This window comes from Bradyrhizobium sp. BLXBL-01, assembly GCF_051853025.1.
GTDB lineage: Bacteria > Pseudomonadota > Alphaproteobacteria > Rhizobiales > Xanthobacteraceae > Bradyrhizobium.
Genome location: NZ_CP182471.1, coordinates 7,848,696 through 7,864,712, shown reverse-complemented (window position 1 = coordinate 7,864,712; position 16,017 = coordinate 7,848,696). Strand labels below are relative to the sequence as shown.

At 65.3% G+C, this 16,017-nt stretch carries 17 protein-coding genes; 4 read left to right on the top strand and 13 right to left on the bottom strand.

Translation table 11 applies throughout. The features are described from left to right. Window positions 1-122 precede the first annotated feature (122 nt). Both ACNJYA_RS36410 and ACNJYA_RS36405 read right to left on the bottom strand, forming a co-directional pair. Window positions 123-848 (bottom strand): outer membrane protein, encoded by a 726-nt coding sequence (locus ACNJYA_RS36410; RefSeq protein ID WP_439401677.1) that lies wholly within the window; start codon window positions 846-848, stop codon window positions 123-125. Between the two features lie 224 nt (window positions 849-1,072). After that, window positions 1,073-1,393 carry a hypothetical protein gene (locus ACNJYA_RS36405; RefSeq protein WP_172786039.1) on the bottom strand — a complete coding sequence of 107 codons (321 nt, stop codon included), beginning with the start codon at window positions 1,391-1,393 and terminating at the stop codon, window positions 1,073-1,075. A gap of 187 nt (window positions 1,394-1,580) precedes the next feature. Between ACNJYA_RS36405 and ACNJYA_RS36400 the strand changes: the two genes are divergently transcribed. Continuing rightward, window positions 1,581-1,865: a hypothetical protein gene (locus ACNJYA_RS36400; RefSeq protein ID WP_246708859.1), complete on the top strand. Its 285-nt coding sequence runs from the start codon at window positions 1,581-1,583 to the stop codon at window positions 1,863-1,865. 35 nt (window positions 1,866-1,900) lie between these two features. Here ACNJYA_RS36400 and ACNJYA_RS36395 read toward each other — a convergent pair whose 3' ends face one another. The 8 genes from ACNJYA_RS36395 to ACNJYA_RS36360 all read right to left on the bottom strand — a co-directional run bounded on the left by ACNJYA_RS36395 (window position 1,901) and on the right by ACNJYA_RS36360 (window position 10,830). Next, window positions 1,901-2,842, bottom strand: a complete 942-nt coding sequence (locus tag ACNJYA_RS36395; protein WP_439401676.1) for an AEC family transporter — start codon at window positions 2,840-2,842, stop codon at window positions 1,901-1,903. Between the two features lie 194 nt (window positions 2,843-3,036). Further along, a complete protein-coding gene (locus ACNJYA_RS36390; protein ID WP_080133401.1) occupies window positions 3,037-3,246 on the bottom strand; it encodes a hypothetical protein in 210 nt (69 codons plus the stop codon). Next, window positions 3,243-3,419, bottom strand: coding sequence for a hypothetical protein (locus ACNJYA_RS36385; protein ID WP_439401675.1), 177 nt, complete (start codon window positions 3,417-3,419; stop codon window positions 3,243-3,245). The genes ACNJYA_RS36390 and ACNJYA_RS36385 overlap by 4 nt, the downstream gene beginning before the upstream one ends. A gap of 369 nt (window positions 3,420-3,788) precedes the next feature. Continuing rightward, on the bottom strand, window positions 3,789-5,408 hold the full coding sequence (locus ACNJYA_RS36380) for an ABC transporter ATP-binding protein (RefSeq protein WP_439401674.1): 1,620 nt from the start codon (window positions 5,406-5,408) through the stop codon (window positions 3,789-3,791). A gap of 2 nt (window positions 5,409-5,410) precedes the next feature. Further along, the gene (locus tag ACNJYA_RS36375; protein ID WP_260372967.1) at window positions 5,411-6,250 is read right to left on the bottom strand and encodes an ABC transporter permease; all 840 of its coding nucleotides are present in this window, start codon (window positions 6,248-6,250) and stop codon (window positions 5,411-5,413) included. Beyond that, window positions 6,247-7,218, bottom strand: coding sequence for an ABC transporter permease (locus tag ACNJYA_RS36370; protein ID WP_172786033.1), 972 nt, complete (start codon window positions 7,216-7,218; stop codon window positions 6,247-6,249). Before ACNJYA_RS36370 ends, ACNJYA_RS36375 begins: the two co-directional genes overlap by 4 nt. A 199-nt stretch (window positions 7,219-7,417) precedes the next feature. Next, a complete protein-coding gene (locus tag ACNJYA_RS36365) occupies window positions 7,418-8,968 on the bottom strand; it encodes an ABC transporter substrate-binding protein (protein ID WP_439401673.1) in 1,551 nt (516 codons plus the stop codon). A 314-nt stretch (window positions 8,969-9,282) separates the two neighbouring features. Continuing rightward, window positions 9,283-10,830, bottom strand: a complete 1,548-nt coding sequence (locus ACNJYA_RS36360) for a winged helix-turn-helix domain-containing protein (RefSeq protein WP_439401672.1) — start codon at window positions 10,828-10,830, stop codon at window positions 9,283-9,285. Window positions 10,831-10,962: 132 nt separating this feature from the next. Here ACNJYA_RS36360 and mddA point away from each other — a divergent pair, with 132 nt between their 5' ends. Together mddA and ACNJYA_RS36350 are read left to right on the top strand one after the other, a co-directional pair. Then, window positions 10,963-11,751, top strand: coding sequence for a methanethiol S-methyltransferase (gene mddA / locus ACNJYA_RS36355; RefSeq protein ID WP_439401671.1), 789 nt, complete (start codon window positions 10,963-10,965; stop codon window positions 11,749-11,751). Between the two features lie 92 nt (window positions 11,752-11,843). Beyond that, window positions 11,844-12,266 (top strand): GFA family protein, encoded by a 423-nt coding sequence (locus ACNJYA_RS36350; RefSeq protein ID WP_212256198.1) that lies wholly within the window; start codon window positions 11,844-11,846, stop codon window positions 12,264-12,266. Between the two features lie 77 nt (window positions 12,267-12,343). Here the strand turns inward: ACNJYA_RS36350 and ACNJYA_RS36345 are convergent, their stop codons facing one another. After that, on the bottom strand, window positions 12,344-12,568 hold the full coding sequence (locus tag ACNJYA_RS36345) for a hypothetical protein (protein WP_036020653.1): 225 nt from the start codon (window positions 12,566-12,568) through the stop codon (window positions 12,344-12,346). 236 nt (window positions 12,569-12,804) lie between these two features. On the opposite strand from ACNJYA_RS36345, the gene ACNJYA_RS36340 reads away from it, so the two are divergent. Then, window positions 12,805-13,104 carry a hypothetical protein gene (locus ACNJYA_RS36340; RefSeq protein ID WP_439364812.1) on the top strand — a complete coding sequence of 100 codons (300 nt, stop codon included), beginning with the start codon at window positions 12,805-12,807 and terminating at the stop codon, window positions 13,102-13,104. Window positions 13,105-13,244: 140 nt separating this feature from the next. Here ACNJYA_RS36340 and ACNJYA_RS36335 read toward each other — a convergent pair whose 3' ends face one another. Next, a complete protein-coding gene (locus tag ACNJYA_RS36335; protein WP_439401670.1) occupies window positions 13,245-15,179 on the bottom strand; it encodes a sensor histidine kinase in 1,935 nt (644 codons plus the stop codon). Continuing rightward, a complete protein-coding gene (locus ACNJYA_RS36330) occupies window positions 15,176-15,859 on the bottom strand; it encodes a response regulator (protein ID WP_439401669.1) in 684 nt (227 codons plus the stop codon). Before ACNJYA_RS36330 ends, ACNJYA_RS36335 begins: the two co-directional genes overlap by 4 nt. Between the last annotated feature and the right edge of the window lie 158 nt (window positions 15,860-16,017).

Below are 16,017 nucleotides of genomic sequence, written 5' to 3'. Positions count from 1 at the left end.
GTATCGGGCGGGGCGGTTAAAAAATCGCAATTGCTGCAACCGGTTGCGCGCGTTCCGCACAGCGAAAAAAGAAGGGCCGGCAACGTCGCCGGCCCCTCATCGCGATAACGTCTTGCTAACGATCAGTAGCGCGCCACAGCCGGGCTTGCCCAGTTGAAGCGGTAGTTGACGCCCGCCTTGAAGGTATGGTCGTCGGTGGTGAAGCTGCCGGTGCCCGCGAGCGGACCGCCGGTGAAGCTCGCCTCGCCGAAATTGTAGTACTGGTACTCGGCCTTGGCCGACCAGTTCGGGGCGAACATGTATTCGAGGCCGGCGCCGACGGTGTAGCCGTTGCGGTGATCGCCCGTGATGACGAAGGCGGTCGGCACGCCGCCGACGGTGACCTTCTCGTTGTTGTCCGAATAGGCGTAGCCGCCCTTCACGTAGACCAGGCCGGGACCCCAGGTGTAGCCGACGCGGCCGGTGATCGAGCCGAGGCCGCGCTGGTCGTTGGTGTAGGCGATGCCGCCCGGGAACACTGCGCCGACGCTGCCGGAGAGCCAGGAATACTGGCCTTCGACGCCGACCACGAAGTTGGGGTTGAACTGCCAGTCCGCACCGACCTGCACGCCGCCGAGGAAGCGGCCGTTGCCGTTGTTGCCGGTGGAGAGGCCGTTGAAATTGTTGTCGCTGGAGAACGCACCGCCGACATGGGCGCCGAGATAGAAGCCCGTCCAATTGTAGATCGGCGCGGCGTAGGCCGGCGCGGGCGTCTTGTAATAATTGCGGTTGCCGAGATCGGCGCCGACGGCCGGCGCAGCCGCGCCCAGCACGAGCAGCGCCACGGTCGCAAACAGAATCTTCTTCATGGTCTTGAACTCCAACACGTAAGGTCCCCGGCAGGCGCGTTCTCTGCGCCGCATTGGTTTTGCAGATAGCTCGCTTTTGACGAAAATGCTGTCACATCCGTGGCACAGCGAGACCCAACGTAACTTGTTGGGGTGCAAATGATTTTCGTGCTTAATGGCGACTTAAGAAGTGGTGAAGAAAGGCTTAACGGCGCGCCTTGTCGGTAACTTGCGCGCGTCTTGTGTTAACCAAGGCGCCGCCGCGCCTCATCGCGCATCTGCGCGCGAAAGGCGGCGCGCTTCGCCGGCCTGTCTTCCTCACGCACGTCGTGTCGATCGAAGATGTCGAACTTGTCCAGGATCGGATAGCGCTCGCTCGCCATCGCGAGCACGCGCAAGATCCTGGTCGCCTCCGGCGTCGGGCCGCTGACCTCCCAGCGCCGGATGGTGTCGGCGCCGCTCGTTCCCGGCAAACCGCAAAGCTTGGCCATGTCGGCCGCGCTGAGCTTGCGCTCGAGGGCATCGGAGAGGTCGTTGCGAAGCTGCTTCAGTTCGGCGCCGGTCATGCTTGCGTCCAGGGAAGTCACTGAAAGCAATGCACTAGCGCTGATTCGGGTCCATCCGAAGGCGGCCGAGTGCGCCGCGCCGCGGCACCTCCGTCCGCTCGCGGAGTTATGAAGGCAGACCCATGGAAATTTCCCGATCCATGAACACTTGGCATATCGGGGTGCGTAGCGTGCGAAAGGATCAGCCATGAAGACAGTCAGACTTGCCATCGCCGCGCTCATCACTACCGGACTTCTTGCCGCGCCTTTCGCGGCTGAAGCAAAAAAGGTCCGGTCGAGCCGGCATTACAGCACTGGCGTGATGGCGCCGACCAATAGCGGAGCCGGAGCGCCGGCCGCACAGCCGGGGGCGTCGTATGGATCGTCCGGACAGACGGTCGGCACCGTCACCGCGCCGTCGGTCGGATCATACAATTGGCCCTCGGTCGGCGTGACCAACTCGGTTCCGACCTGGAGCAATACCACGAGATAGAAAGGGCTCCGGGTAAGGCGCAAGCCACTGGCGGATCAACGCATGCCGCGCGCCGATCCCGAGAGCAGGTAAAGCGCGATCAGCAATGTTGCGACCGACAGCATCGTCGTGATCGACACCGTGGCGGCAACCAGCTTTTCCTCGACCTTGTGCTCATGCGCGAGGACGTAGACGGTTTTCGCCGTCGGCACGGCCGCGCAGATGACGGCCGCAACCGTGTAGAGAGGGGTAAGGCCGATCATGACGGAAAGTCCGTAGACGATGAGCGGCATGACCACGAGTTTCACCGCCGCGAGCGCAAACGACGCTTTCAGGTTGGACCTCAGGCCCTCCACGGAGAGACCGAGCCCGATGGCAAACAGCGCGCACGGCGTGAGCGCGGCAGCGATCATGTTGAGGTAGGCCGCGACCGGTGCCGGAATCGGCAGTCCCGTCACCGCCCAGGCGAGGCCGATGAGCGTCGACAGCACCATGGGATTGAGCAGGATTTGCCTTGCCAGTCCCGTGGAGTGCACGGAGGCTCCGCGTGCATCGTGCTTTTCCAGCAGGATCACCGTGATCGGAAACATCACCGCGGCAACGAACACCGTCGCGACTGCCGCGGGCAGCACGGCGGGTTGACCGTAGATCGCATGCAGGATCGGTAGCGCGACGAATCCGGTGTTGGTCATCGCCGCTGCCATCCCATGGATGGTGCTGCTGGCAAGATCGTGTGTACCGCCTGCGCGGACCGGCAGGAACACGAGCGCGAAGCAGATCAGCGAGCCGCCGCCGAATGCGAGCAGAAAGCGCCATTCCAGGAGATTGCGCGCCGGCTCCTGGGCGATCGTGACGATCAACAGCGCCGGCATCGCCACGTTGTAGGCAAAGTGGACCAGGGCATCGGCAAGCGAGCGCGAGAGATAGCCAAGCTCGCCTGCGAGCCAGCCGGTGACGATGATCGCGAAGACCGGAAGAACGAGACTGGCGACTTCCATCCGGCGTCCCCCTTGCTGCGAACGGCCGCAACGAGAGGTTACTCCGGGGATGGAGTGCCGTCACTGCCCAACGTTCAGCGAGGCGCAGGCTTGGTGCCGTGTCCCGGACGCGCGAAGTGCCGTGTCCCGGACGCGCGAAGGTTAGCCGGGGCCCATCGCGAACGGCTTACTCCGCCGAATCGAGACGTCCGGGCCTAGATCCCGCGGCCGGTCTGTTGACCGATCACGCAGCGCCATGCCGCAAGGCGCTCCGCCGGATGCTGGTTCATCCATTCGGCGAGCTGCGGCGCGCCCATCAGGCACGACTGCACCGAGACTTGCGCGAAGTCCGACGTGGTGACGATCTGCTCGTGACAATTGGAGGGAGAGGCGAGGCTGCAAAGCACGGCGATGATCTTGATCACGATACGTTACCCCCGTCGCGGCCGATGAACGGGCGGCCGATCGCCGGCTTTCCCTGGCCGTCGTTGGCCGGATCGGCCGGCGGGAAGATGCTGTCGTAGATCGCGCGTGCCTCCTCGATGAGGCGTGCTCGCTCGCGCTCGGATTTTGAGACAAATCGAATAACTTCGCCCATGTTGGCTCCGAATATCAGTGTGAGTCCGTCATGAGATGACGTCGATCATTTCAATCGTCATCTATGGTGCCGCCTTCGGCTTTGAAGCGGCAGGCCCGGTCACGACCGGATAAAAAGCGCGTGACTGCGCTGTGCGATTCCCAGCATCCCGGCGTGTCTCATTTGCTGGGTTGTGAAGCTGCCCACCACGTCACGTTCGTTGTACGGCGGCAGCCGCGACGAGCGAGTATTGGCGTCAACTCACCCCTTGCCGACATGAGCAAGGATGGTCTCACAAAAGCAAATGCTGCTGGATCGAATAGGTTTCTCCCGCTCAGCGTGCAAGTTTTTGGAACCATCACGGAGATCGATGAACGAACACGCGCCGTCTCAGGCCGCCGGCGCGTGCTCCTTCCGTCCGGGCACGGCTGCGAGCAACTCGCGCGTATAGGCATGCTCGGGCGCGGCGAACAGTTGTGCAGTCGGCTTCAGCTCGACGATGGCGCCGCGCTGCATCACCGCGATGCGGTCGCAGATCTGGGCCGCGACCCGCAGATCGTGGGTGATGAACAGCATCGACAGGCCGAGGCGCGCCTTGAGATCTTCCAGCAGCTTCAACACCTGCGCCTGCACGGAGACGTCGAGTGCGGAGACGGCCTCATCCGCGACGATGATCTCCGGCTCGAGCGCGAGCGCACGGGCAATGCCGATGCGCTGGCGCTGGCCGCCGGAGAATTCGTGCGGATAGCGTTCGAGCGCGCCGGCGTCCAAGCCCACCATTTTGAGGAGATCGCGGGCGCGGTCGAACGCAACTTTCGGATCGAGGCCGGCTGCAATCGGGCCGTCGGCGATGATGTGGACGATCTTGCGCCGCGGATTGAGCGAGGCGAACGGATCCTGGAAGATCATCTGGATGCGATGGCGCTCGGCACGCAGCGCCTTGCCGGACAGAGACGTGAGGTCGGTCTCGCCGATCCGCACCGTGCCGCGGTCGGCTTCGATCAGCCGCATCACCAGGCGCGCCACCGACGATTTGCCCGAGCCGGATTCGCCGACGAGGCCGAGCGTCTCGCCCTTGAGGATGTTGAAATTGACCGCACGCGCCGCATCGACGCGGCGATCCTCGCGGAACCAACCGCCGGACGTGACATAGGTCTTGTCCAGCCCGATCACATCGACGGCCCTGGCCCGATCGTCGAGTGGCTCTCGCGGCGGCGGATCCATCGAGGGCACGGCGGTAAGCAATGCCTTGGTGTAGTCGTGCTGCGGCGCGTTGAAGACGACTGTGGCCGGTCCTTCCTCGACGACCTTGCCATGGCGGAGCACCACGACCTGGTCGGCGATATCGGCAACCACGCCGAAATCATGGGTGATGAACATCACCGCCATGTTGCGGCTCTGCTGGAGATTGCGGATCAGCTTCAGGATCTGGGCCTGCGTGGTGACGTCGAGCGCGGTGGTCGGCTCGTCGGCGACCAGCACCGCCGGCTCGAGCGCGAGCGCCATCGCGATCATGGCGCGCTGGCGCTGGCCGCCGGAGAGCTGGTGCGGATAGGCGCGGACGATGCGCTCGGGGTCGGGCAGGCCGACCTCGCGTGCCAGCGACAACGCCTTGGCGCGCCGCTCCTTCGGCGTGAGCAGGCCGTGGGCCTCGAACATCTCCGCCATCTGGTCGCCGATCCGCATCAACGGATTGAGCGCGGTCATCGGCTCCTGGAAGATCATCGCGAGCCGTCGGCCGCGCAGATCGCGCCAGCCGTCGTCATCGAGCTTGAGCAGGTCGCTTCCCTCGAACTGGATCTCGCCCGAGGCGACCGACACCGTGTCCGGCAACAGGCCCATCAGCGCATGCGCGCACATCGACTTGCCGGAGCCGGACTCGCCGACGACGCAGACGATCCTGCCGGGCTGCAGATCGAGCGAGACGCCGTCGACCGCGAAGGGGCGCTCGGCGCCCTTGGGCAACGCGATCCGCAAGTTCTTGATGGAGACGGCGGGCGAGGCGGTCATCGTCAGCGGCCCTCCCGCGACAGGCGCGGATTGAGCGCATCGTTGAGGCCTTCGCCGATCAGGTTCAGCCCGAGCACCGAGATCAGGATGGCGACGCCCGGAAACACGGTGATCCACCAGGCCTGCCGGATCACGGTGCGGCCGGCGCCAACCATGTAGCCCCAGGAGATCAGATTGGGATCGCCGAGGCCGAGGAAGGACAGCGAGGATTCCAGCAGGATCGCGGTCGCCACCATCAGCGAGGCCAGCACGATCACGGGCGACAACGCGTTGGGGAGGATTTCGCGCAGGATGATCCAGCTGTTGCTCTGGCCGGTGACTACGGCGGCCTGGACATATTCGCGCGTCCGCAGCGACAGCACCTCGCCGCGCACGAGGCGGGCGACCGGCGGCCAACTCACCACCGCGATCGAGGCGACGATCGAATAGATCGAGGGCTGCAGGATCGCGACCAGCACGATCGCGAGCGCGAAGCTCGGAATGGTCTGGAAGAACTCGGTGAAGCGCATCAGGGCGTCGTCGACCTTGCCGCCGAAATAACCGGCCATGGCGCCGATCGGCACGCCGACGATCAGCGCCACCAGCGTGGAGACGAGGCCGACCAGAAGCGAGACGCGGGCGCCGAAGATCATGCCGGCGAAGATGTCGCGGCCGAGCGCGTCGGTGCCGAGCGGCACGGTCGAGAGCGTGAACGGCGGCAGGAACGGCCGCTGGACCATGCGCCAGGGCGAGTTCGGGAACAGCATCGGCCCGAACACCGCGACGGAGACTGCGACCAGGAGGATGACGAGCCCGATGACGCCGCTCGGGCTCCTCAGCATCGATTTCCAGAACTGTTTCATGAGGCGTATTCGATGCGCGGATCGACCAGGCGATAGACGAGGTCGGTGACAAGGTTGAAGATCAGGACCATGGCGGAGCAGATCACGAACACGCCGAGCAGCAGATTGTAGTCGCGCTGCAGCAGGGCGTCGTACATCAGCCGCCCGATCCCGGGCCAGGCGAACACGGTCTCGGTGATGACGGCGCCGCCGATCAGCGTGCCGGAATGCACGCCGGCGAGCGTCACCACCGGCAGCAGCGCATTGCGCAGCACGTGGCGGCGCTGGATCACGGCGTCGCTGAGGCCCTTGGCGCGCGCGGTCTTGACGAAGTCGAGCCGCTTCACCTCCAGCATCGAGGCGCGCGTCATGCGGGTGTAGGTCGCCATGAAGAACAGGCCGAGCGTCATTGCCGGCATGATCAGGTGCTTTGCGACATCGACCGCATGGGCAAGGCCGGTGAGGTTGGCGCCGACCGTCTCGTAACCGAAGCTCGGTAGCCAGTCGAAGGTGACCGAGAACAAGAGGATGCCCATCAGCGCCACCCAGAAGATCGGCATGGCGTAGAAGATCAGCGCGAACACGGTGATGCCGGTGTCGAGAAAGGTTCCGGCAAAGCGCGCGGCGAAGGTGCCGCAGAGGATGCCGAGCATCAGCGAGATCGCGAATGCCGTCAGGGTCAGGAGCAGCGTCGCCGGCAGCCGCTCGCCGATCAGCTTCGCAACCGGTGCTTGCTGGCGGAAGGAAAAGCCGAGGTCGAGGCCGACGACGCCCTTGACGTAGATGAAGAGCTGCTCGGGCAGCGGCTTGTCGAGGCCGAACTTCTCCCGGAGCTGCTTGACGAAGACCTGGTCGCTGGCCCCGGCTTCGCCCGCCATCACGATCGCGGGATCGCCGGGCGCCAGGCGGATCAGGAAGAAATTGAGGACGACGATCGCGAGCAGGACGATCACGCCCTTGAGGATACGCTGGGCGACGAAGGAGAGCATGATCAAACGGCGATGATATCGGGGTGGCCGCAACCGCAGCGGCGGTGCGCTCCCTCTCCCGCTTGCGGGGGAGGGCAGGGGAGGGGGTGCTTCCGCAAAGGGATTGCCAAGAGGAGAGAGCCCTCACCCGCTACGCTCTTCGAGCGTAGCGACCTCTCCCGCAAGCGGGAGAGGTAAGGGGAGTTCGGAGCGCCTGCCGTCACTTGTCGAGCCATGCGTCCTTGAAGCCATCGTTGACCCCGATCCCCGTGGTGATCAGGTTCTTGACCTTGCAGCGCGTGATGGTCGGGAATTGCAGCTCGAGCATCCAGGCCACCGGCACGTCCTCGACCAGGATCTTCTGCGCCTTCTCGTAGATTTCCTTGCGCTTGGAGTCGGGCGTCGCCACCGCGCCGTCGGCGAACAGCTTGTCGATCTCAGGGTTGGAATAGCCCTCGACGTTGTTGAAGACCTGGCCCTTGGCGATGTTGCTGGAGATGTAGTTGCGCCCCACGCCGAGCGCGGGGTCGCCGTACTGGTAGAGATAGGTGAAGGCGATGTCGTAATCCCAGTCGCTGATCTTCTGGTTGCCGCCGGCAACGTCGGTGGCGATCGTCTCGATGGTCATGCCGACGTCCTGGAGATTCTGCTTCACGGCTTCACCCCAGCGCTGCCAGGTCTCGCCATAGGCCAGCGGCAAAAGGCGGATCTTCTCGCCCTTGTAGCCGGCTTCCTTCAGCAGCGCCTTGGCCTTGGCCGGATCGTAGGGATACTTCTTCACGTCGTCGGTGTAGTACTTGATGGTCGAGGCCGACGGGCCGGTGGCGACCTTGCCGAGCCCGTTCCAGATCACGTCCTTGGCGAAGTCGCGATCGACCGCATACATGATCGCCTGCCGCACCCGCTTGTCGGCGAGCGGACCCTGGCGGTTGTTGAGCCACAGCCAGGCCAGCGGCGAGAAGAATTCCCAGCCGGCGCCGGTGACGCAGGTGTCCTTCAGCTTGGACAGGCGCGGCACGTCGAAATTCTCGACCGAGCCGCCGGGCAGCACGTCGACCTTGCCGGTCTCGTACGCCACCGAGCGCGCCGCGGCGTCGGGAATGATCTGCCAGTAGATCTCGTCGAGGTAGGGCTTGCCCTTCTCGTGGTAGTTCGGATTCTTGACCAGGCGGATGAACGAGCCCTTCTGCCATTCCTTGAACATGAAGGGCCCGGTGCCGATGGGCGCGTTGTTGTAGGGATTGGTCTTCCAGTCGGTGCCGTCGTAGAGATGCTTCGGCACCATCGGCATCGAGCCGACCTCGAAGATGCCGAGGAACGGGCCGAACGGCTGCTTCAGCGTGAACACCACCGTGTAATCGTCCGGCGTCTCGATCTTGTCGACCTGCGCCAGATTGGTGCGGGCGCGCGCATGGGTCTGCTTCAGCATCTCGATCGAGAACAGCACGTCGGCGGCGGTGAAGGGCTTGCCGTCATGCCAGGTCACGCCCTTCTTCAGCTTGAAGGCGTAGGTCTTGGCGTCCTCGCTGACGCTCCAGCTCTCGGCAAGCTCCGGCAGCGGGTCGAGCTTGGGGCTGTAGCGCAAGAGGCCTTCGAAGATGTTGCCCGAGACCATCTGGACCGGGCCGTTCTGGACCATCGCAAGCATCAGGCCCGGCGGCTCGGGTTGGATCACGGCATTGATCACACCGCCCGTCTTCGGTTCTTGTGCCAGCGCAGGGGCCGCAAGGCCGCAAGCCAGGAGGAGACCAAGCAACACTCGTTTTGGCATGTCGTATCTTTCTCAAGCGAGACCGGCCGCAAGCACTTCGCAGGCGCCCTGGCGCGCAAAGCGACGGTCGGTCCATCCCAGTCCCCATCCGCCATCGAGGCTCACACAGTCCCGTTCGGCGCGGCAAGATGAAAGTCGCGACAGTGCGCGCACAAAAAATGTACAGCGCGTCCTGTTTTGATGAGTTGGGCTTGTATTGCTGGGCGTCCGTCACGTTCGTCGTGCGTCGACATGACGGCTGCGAATAGCGACACAGCGTCGCGGCATGGCGGCGGCGAGAGCGCCCTCGCGCTTACCCGCCAGGGCAAGACGTCTCACCGCAACCCGGCGCGGCGGAATCCCTCCAGATAGTGGTCGCGATCTCGCTCGTCGGCCCACGGCAGCTGCGTCGCGATCCAGTGCAGCGAGATGCCCGGCTGGGTGCGGCGGAGCTCTCCGAGTGCCATGTCCGCAAGCGCGCCATCGCCGGACATGCCGGCGGAGACGGCGAGCACGCGGTAGGCGCCGGTGAGGTCGCCGCGGTGCCGGATCGCCTCGCGAGCGAGCGCGATGGCCTCGCCATAGCGCCGCTCGGTGAAGCGCGCATAGGCGGCGATGCCGTGATAGATCGCCAGTGACGGATCGCGCGGTGACAGCCGGATCGCCTTTTGCGCGGCCTCGAACGAGTCGTTCGAGCGTCCGGCATAGGACAGCGCCAGCGCGTAATAGCCCTGCGCCAGCGAGAAGTTCGGATTGAGCGCGAGCGCCTGCTCGAATTCGGACAGCGCGTCTGTGAGCCTGCGGGTCGAGAAGCAGACGCTGCCGAGCGCGGCATGCGCCCAGGAATCCTCGTGGTCGCAGCGCACCGCTTTGAGCGCGGCGGCTTCCGCGGCCGGCGCAACCGCGGCGAGCTCGACCCAGCCGAGATGCACGCCGAACATGTCGTTCACGGCCAGCAGCGACAGCGCCTGGCCGTAATTCGGATCGATCGCGATCGCGCGCGCGAGCAGCGCCTTCGCGGCCTCGTGATCCTGGCGCGTCACGCGCCAATAATGCGACAGCGCGCGCATCAAGAGGTCCCAGGCGTCGAGGCCCGCCGGCGGCTTGCGATGGCTGCGGAAATTCTCGGCCGCGTGGATCTGCGGCTCGATCGCCGCGGCGATCGCGTTGGTGATCTCGTCCTGCACGGCGAAGACATCGACGAGCTCGCGGTCATAGCGCTCGGCCCAGAGATGGCTGCCCGAGACGGCGTCGTTGAGCTGTGCGGTGATGCGCACGCGGTTGTTTGCCTTGCGCACGCTGCCTTCGACGATGTAGCGGACACCGAGCTCCTCGGCGATCTGCCTGATATGGACCGCACGCCCCTTGTAGGTGAAGGAGGAGTTGCGGGCGATCACCATGAACCAGCGCTGCCTCGACAGCGCGGTGAGGATGTCCTCGCTGATCCCGTCGCCGAGATAGTCCTGGGCGGGATCGCCGCTCATGTTCTCGAAGGCGAGTACGGCGATCGCCGGGCGGTCCGCCGCGCGCGGGGGAGCGGGCTTGGCTTCCGTCCGCGCAGGCGACGCCGCCACCTCTTCCCGGACCTCGCCGACGAAACGAAAGCCCTTGCGCGGAATGGTCTTGATCAGGCGCTGGGTCGCACCGTCATCGCCCAGCGCCTTGCGCGCGGCGTTGATCCGGCTGTTCAGCGCGGAATCCGACACGATCCGGTCGTTCCAGATCTGGCTGATCAGGTCATCCTTGCTGACCACTCGCGCCCGTTGCGCGACCAGATAAAGCAGCAGATCGAACACTTGCGGCTGCAACGGAACGATCGTTCCCTCGCATGTGAGCTCCCGAAGGTCACCGTCCAGCACGTTGTTTTCAAAGCGAAATCGCACGTTTTCGTCGTCTCAAGCAAAAATCAAAGTCGTCTCAGGCGAAAATCAATCGTCTGCAAAGCCGCGGGACGTCCGATCCGGCACGGTGCGAAGACCAAACCGTGTCGATGCCTCGGCACAACGGAGCGTTCTATGACCCAACTCGATCACCAGGTTCATTCCATCGGCCCGGAGATTACGGGCTCTCGCATTTTCAGGTTCATTGCCTTTCTGTACGGAATTGCGGCGTATCTCGTGTTTTTCGTCACCATTCTCTATGCGATCGGCTTCGTCATGGGGGTGATGGTGCCCAAGACCATCGACACCGGTGCCGAAGCGCCCGTCGTCCGCGCGGTCCTCATCAATCTGCTGCTGATGTCGCTGTTCGCGGTTCAACACAGCGTGATGGCGCGCCAGCAATTCAAGGATTGGTGGACGCAGTTCGTCCCCAAGCCGGTCGAGCGAAGCACCTACGTGCTGTTCGCGAGCCTGTCACTGCTCCTCCTGTTCTGGCAGTGGCGTCCGCTGCCGTCGGTCATATGGAGCGTGGAGAACCCCGATCTTGCCGTGACACTGGTCACGTTGTCCTTCGCCGGCTGGGTGCTGGTGTTCACCTCGACCTTCATCATCAACCATTTCGAATTGTTCGGCCTGCATCAGGTGACCAATCATCTCGTCGGCAAGGAGATGGAGCCGCCGCGCTTCAAGACGCCGCTGCTCTACAAGTTCGTCCGCCATCCGATCTATCTCGGCTTCATCGTCGCGTTCTGGGCGGCGCCGGTCATGACCGCGGGTCATCTTTTGTTCGCGGCCGTGACCACGCTCTACATCTTCGTCGGCATCGCGCTGGAGGAGAGCGATCTCGTCGATCTCTTCGGCGACGAGTACCGGCAGTACAAACAACGCGTCTCGATGCTTATTCCCTGGCGCCGATCGGTATAGTCTCGGCCAAGCCACGCGCGTCCAATCGAAAGAAGGGCGCGCGGGGCGCCGATGCGCAATAACAATCCTTCAGAAAAACGGAGAGGTTCCAGATGAAACATGTCGGAAACTGCTTCTGCGGCGCGGTCACGGTCGAGGTCACGGGCGAGCCGGAGGCGATGGGCTATTGCCATTGCCGCTCCTGCCGCTCGTGGTCGGGCGGTCCGGTCAACGCCTTCAGCCTGTGGAAGCCGGAGGCCGTGCGCATCACCGAAGGCGCTCAGAATGTCGAGACCTTCGCCAAGACGCCACTCAGCCAGCGCAAATTCTGCAAGCAGTGTGGCGGCCATCTCATGACCAACCATCCGCCGCTCGGTCTGGTCGACGTCTTCACCGCCACCATCCCCACGCTCGCGTTCACGCCCGGAGTTCACGTCAATTATGCCGAGACCGTGCTGCCGATGCGCGACGGCCTGCCCAAGCTGAAGGATTTTCCGGCCGAGTTCGGCGGCAGCGGCGAGATGATGCAGGAATAGCGGCGCGCCTTCGGCATTTATCGAGAGGGCGGCAGAGCGCCGCCCTCTCTGTCTTCTCCCAAGAGAGGGGCGAACGACTAGCCGCCGCGCGATTCAACCACCTTGCGGCAGGAGTCCGAGAGCTTCGACTTGTTCTCGCGCAGGCAGGCATTCATCTGCGGCGGCTTGCCGATATGCTCGGCGCAGAATTTGCTGGCGTCGCCGCGGCAGGCCATTTGCTCCTGGACGGATGGACCGGACTGCGCCGCAGCGGGTAGGGCGGCAGCTGCGAGCAGCAGCGCGGCAAGAACCGAAATCTTCATGAAGCACCTCTTTGCAATCGTCGTTGGTCCCGACCGGGATCAATCGGGCCGGACCATCTCGCAAGGCCCGGCCGCGGGTCCATGCCATGTTCATGGCACCGGCCAGTCCTCCCGCCCGCGGTACCCCCATCTTCATGGCATGTATCCGCGCGCCCACTTTTGTCATTCAGGCTGCACCTCGGCTGCGAAACCCGGTGATTGCATCGGGACGCCGAACGGGAAGCAGGAGAGCAAGAATGTCGAAGAGAGCTGGAGCGCTGGGCGCAAGGCTGACGGTCATGGCGCTGACGGTCATGGCGCTGGCGGGCGCGGCGATGGTGTCGCTGGGCACGAGCCCGGCGCAGGCTGTGGTCTATTGCAAGACCGTCGGCGTGCCGAAGGGCTGCGTGGTGCGGCCGACTGGCGCCGTGGTGGTGGGAGCGCCGGTCGCGGCGGCGGCGGTCGCAACGCCCGGCGTCGGCGCGCCTGGCGTCGGCGTGCGCGCGGGAACGCCGATGAATCGCGGCGGCCCGGTCAATCGCGTCGGCGTGCGCTGATATTCTCCGTTCGATTGAATTGATTGGATCGCTTCGGGCCAACGGGGCCTGCGGACGAACACCCCCCGTCCTCCGCAGGAAATTTTAACCTGGCCCGTCCCCTCTCTCCGTGCGCCCCACACGTTCGGGGAGGGGGCCTTTCAGCCCGCGGCCATGTCGCCGTCGGGAAAACGCTGCGGCAATTTCAGCCGCACGCGCGTGCCGGAGGAATCAGACGTCAGGTCGAGCACCGCGCCGCAGCGCGCGGCGCGGCTTTTCATGTTGCGCAGGCCGCGCGCGGTCTGGCCGGTGCCCGCGGCCTCGCCATTGCCTGTCAGCGCAAAGCCGCTTCCGTCGTCCGTCACGCTGATCACGCCGTACGGCCCCTGGCCTGCGTCGAACGTGTCGATAGTGACTGCGATGCGGCGGGCCTGCGCGTGCTTGACCGCATTGGTCACGGCCTCGTCGAGGATACGCACGATCTGGATGACGTGCCATGGCCTCAGCTCGGGATGCAGCGGCAGGCCCTGCGGCGTCGCCACGCGCCACTCGAGTGCGATGTCGTGCGGCCGCAATTGGGCCGTCGCGCGCTCGCGCCAGGAGCCGAGCGCGAGCATCAGGTCGCCGCCAATGTCGTCCATGGAATCGATGACGAGGCGCAGATCCTTCAACGCCGCGCGCGCGGCGTCCGTGATGGTCGCGCCGACGCTGCCACGCTCGGACAGCGCGACGATGCTCACGAGCTGGCCGCCGAGACCGTCATGCAGGTCTCGCATCAGGCGCGTGCGCTCATTGGCGAGCGCCGCCGCGCGGGCGCGCTCCTCCTCGCGGGCAAAGCTCGCCTTCAGCCGCTCCTCGGCTTCGCGCACGCGCGTCACCAGCTGGCCGGCAAAGCTGTCGACCTGGTTCAAGGCGCGGGCAAAGCGCCAGGTCAGCCCGGCGCCGATCGCGACCAGCATCGCCGAATAGGACAGGCGCGAGACGAAGATGCGATCATTGCTCGCGATCTCGAGCACCGTGAGCATGTCCTGGGCCCAGCAGACCAGCACGATGGTCACCGCGCAGCCGATCGTGAAGCTCGCCGCGTCCTGCCGCCGCACCACCGCCGTGGCCGTGACGCAGGCCATCAGGAACAGGCAAATGCCGACGGTGGGAATGCCGAGGACCAGGAACAGGATGCGCGGCAGCGGCGGGCCTCCGATCAGCCCGACCACGAACACGACGATTCCAGGCACGAACAGCAGCGTGGCGTAACGCGGCCAGCGCCAGCCGAAGAACAGCACGCCGAACGCGACGACCAGCGCGCTCTCGATCGGTGCGGAGGCCAGCAGCACCGCAGCCAGCCGCGAGACCGTGGCCGGCGGCACCGGCGGCGGCGCGAATGCCTGCGCCACGCCGAGCACCATCGCCGCGGCAAGCACGCCGTAGACCGGTTCGTGGCGCCGCATCAGCCACATGATCGCAAGGATGACGGCCAGGATCGCCTGCCAGGCGGAGAACACCACCGGCAGCGTGACGAACAGCAGCGTGCGCGTCTCATGGGCCGGGCGCAAGGCGGCATCCGGCCCGAGATAGACGGTGTCGAGGAAGCCCTTGAGCGGTCCCCACACGAAAAGCCGCACCGTGATCTCGTTGGCGCCGTCGCGCAGCAGCGAGGCGGGGATGGCTGCGATCTGCGGCGTGTTGCGATCGGGCCGGTTGGCGTTGGCATCGCGCCGGGAGTCGAGCACGACGACGCCGTTGACGGCGACCTCCACGGCATTGCTGAAGCGCGGCAGGTACACCGACCAGCCCGAGGCCGCATCGCCGCTCCGGAATGTGAAGGTGCCGGTGTAGAATGGCGGGTCGGCCAGCGCGTAGCGCGACGAGGTGAAATGCGGCAGCGTGACGGGGCGCGTCAGGGCGTCCTCCCGCGCGGAAAAATCGCTCACCGCGTAGTCTTCGGGATCGCTCGGCTGCAGCAGCCGAAGCCCCAGGATCGTGACGATGACGATCAACGCCTGCAGCAGCAGATATGGCACGAGACGCGACGCGATCAGGCGGCGCCGCGGGCGTGCCGGTGCCTTCGTGGGTGCTTTGGCCGCGATGTCGCTCACAGCTTGATCAGGCCCTGCTGCACCGCCTCGAACACCGCCTCGCTGCGCGTGTGCACCTCGAGCTTGCGATAGATGTTCTTGATATGGCCGGGCACGGTCTGCTTGGACAGACCGAGATGGCTTGCGATCTCGGCATAGCTGAAGCCTTTGGCGATGCCCCAGAGAATGTCGATCTCGCGCGGGGTCAGCCTCGCCGTGTTGAGCGCGGGGCCGGGCGGCGGCTCCGCTGAACTCTGCGCGGCACCTTGTGTCCGGCGCACGATGAAGCGGGCGATCGAGGCCGAGATCGGCGAATGTCCGGCGACCAGGTCGCGCACGGTGGTGGCGATGTCGGTGGGGAAGGCGTCCTTGAGCAGGTAGCCGGTGGCGCCGACCGTGATCGCGGAGATCACGCTCTCCTCGTCGCCGAGCGCGGAGATCACCATGATCTCGGTGTCGGGAAAGCGCTGCCGCATCTCGCGGATCAGCTCGATGCCGTGGCCGTCGGGCAGCCGCAGATCCGTCAGCAGCACGCGCGGCGCGCCGGCGGCGAGGGCCTGCCGCGCCTCCGCGAGCGTACCGGCGCTGCGCACCTCGTAACCGGCCTTGGCCAGCGCATCCTGCAGCCGCCAGCAGGTCGGCGCATCGTCCTCGACGAGGAGGATGGTGATGGCGTCACCCGTCTCGCCCTGTTCGGTCATGTCCATGGTCCCGCGACCCGCGTGTCCCCCGCGGCGCCAGGCAAGTCTAACCGCAGCGCGAAGGCCGCGACACCCATAATCATGGGGGCGGCGATAACTTGGTCCCGCGTCAGGCACGCATGCACGGTCCTAGGATTGCGCCTAAGCTAGAGCGCGGG

What these genes read in the sequence shown, in the direction of transcription:
- ACNJYA_RS36410 (WP_439401677.1), bottom strand. Translation starts at nt 848, where the DNA reads ATGAAGAAGATTCTGTTTGCGACCGTGGCGCTGCTCGTGCTGGGCGCG.
- ACNJYA_RS36405 (WP_172786039.1), bottom strand. Translation starts at nt 1,393, where the DNA reads ATGACCGGCGCCGAACTGAAGCAGCTTCGCAACGACCTCTCCGATGCC.
- ACNJYA_RS36400 (WP_246708859.1), top strand. Translation starts at nt 1,581, where the DNA reads ATGAAGACAGTCAGACTTGCCATCGCCGCGCTCATCACTACCGGACTT.
- ACNJYA_RS36395 (WP_439401676.1), bottom strand. Translation starts at nt 2,842, where the DNA reads ATGGAAGTCGCCAGTCTCGTTCTTCCGGTCTTCGCGATCATCGTCACC.
- ACNJYA_RS36385 (WP_439401675.1), bottom strand. Translation starts at nt 3,419, where the DNA reads ATGGGCGAAGTTATTCGATTTGTCTCAAAATCCGAGCGCGAGCGAGCA.
- ACNJYA_RS36380 (WP_439401674.1), bottom strand. Translation starts at nt 5,408, where the DNA reads ATGACCGCCTCGCCCGCCGTCTCCATCAAGAACTTGCGGATCGCGTTG.
- ACNJYA_RS36375 (WP_260372967.1), bottom strand. Translation starts at nt 6,250, where the DNA reads ATGAAACAGTTCTGGAAATCGATGCTGAGGAGCCCGAGCGGCGTCATC.
- ACNJYA_RS36370 (WP_172786033.1), bottom strand. Translation starts at nt 7,218, where the DNA reads ATGCTCTCCTTCGTCGCCCAGCGTATCCTCAAGGGCGTGATCGTCCTG.
- ACNJYA_RS36365 (WP_439401673.1), bottom strand. Translation starts at nt 8,968, where the DNA reads ATGCCAAAACGAGTGTTGCTTGGTCTCCTCCTGGCTTGCGGCCTTGCG.
- mddA (WP_439401671.1), top strand. Translation starts at nt 10,963, where the DNA reads ATGACCCAACTCGATCACCAGGTTCATTCCATCGGCCCGGAGATTACG.
- ACNJYA_RS36350 (WP_212256198.1), top strand. Translation starts at nt 11,844, where the DNA reads ATGAAACATGTCGGAAACTGCTTCTGCGGCGCGGTCACGGTCGAGGTC.
- ACNJYA_RS36345 (WP_036020653.1), bottom strand. Translation starts at nt 12,568, where the DNA reads ATGAAGATTTCGGTTCTTGCCGCGCTGCTGCTCGCAGCTGCCGCCCTA.
- ACNJYA_RS36340 (WP_439364812.1), top strand. Translation starts at nt 12,805, where the DNA reads ATGTCGAAGAGAGCTGGAGCGCTGGGCGCAAGGCTGACGGTCATGGCG.
- ACNJYA_RS36330 (WP_439401669.1), bottom strand. Translation starts at nt 15,859, where the DNA reads ATGACCGAACAGGGCGAGACGGGTGACGCCATCACCATCCTCCTCGTC.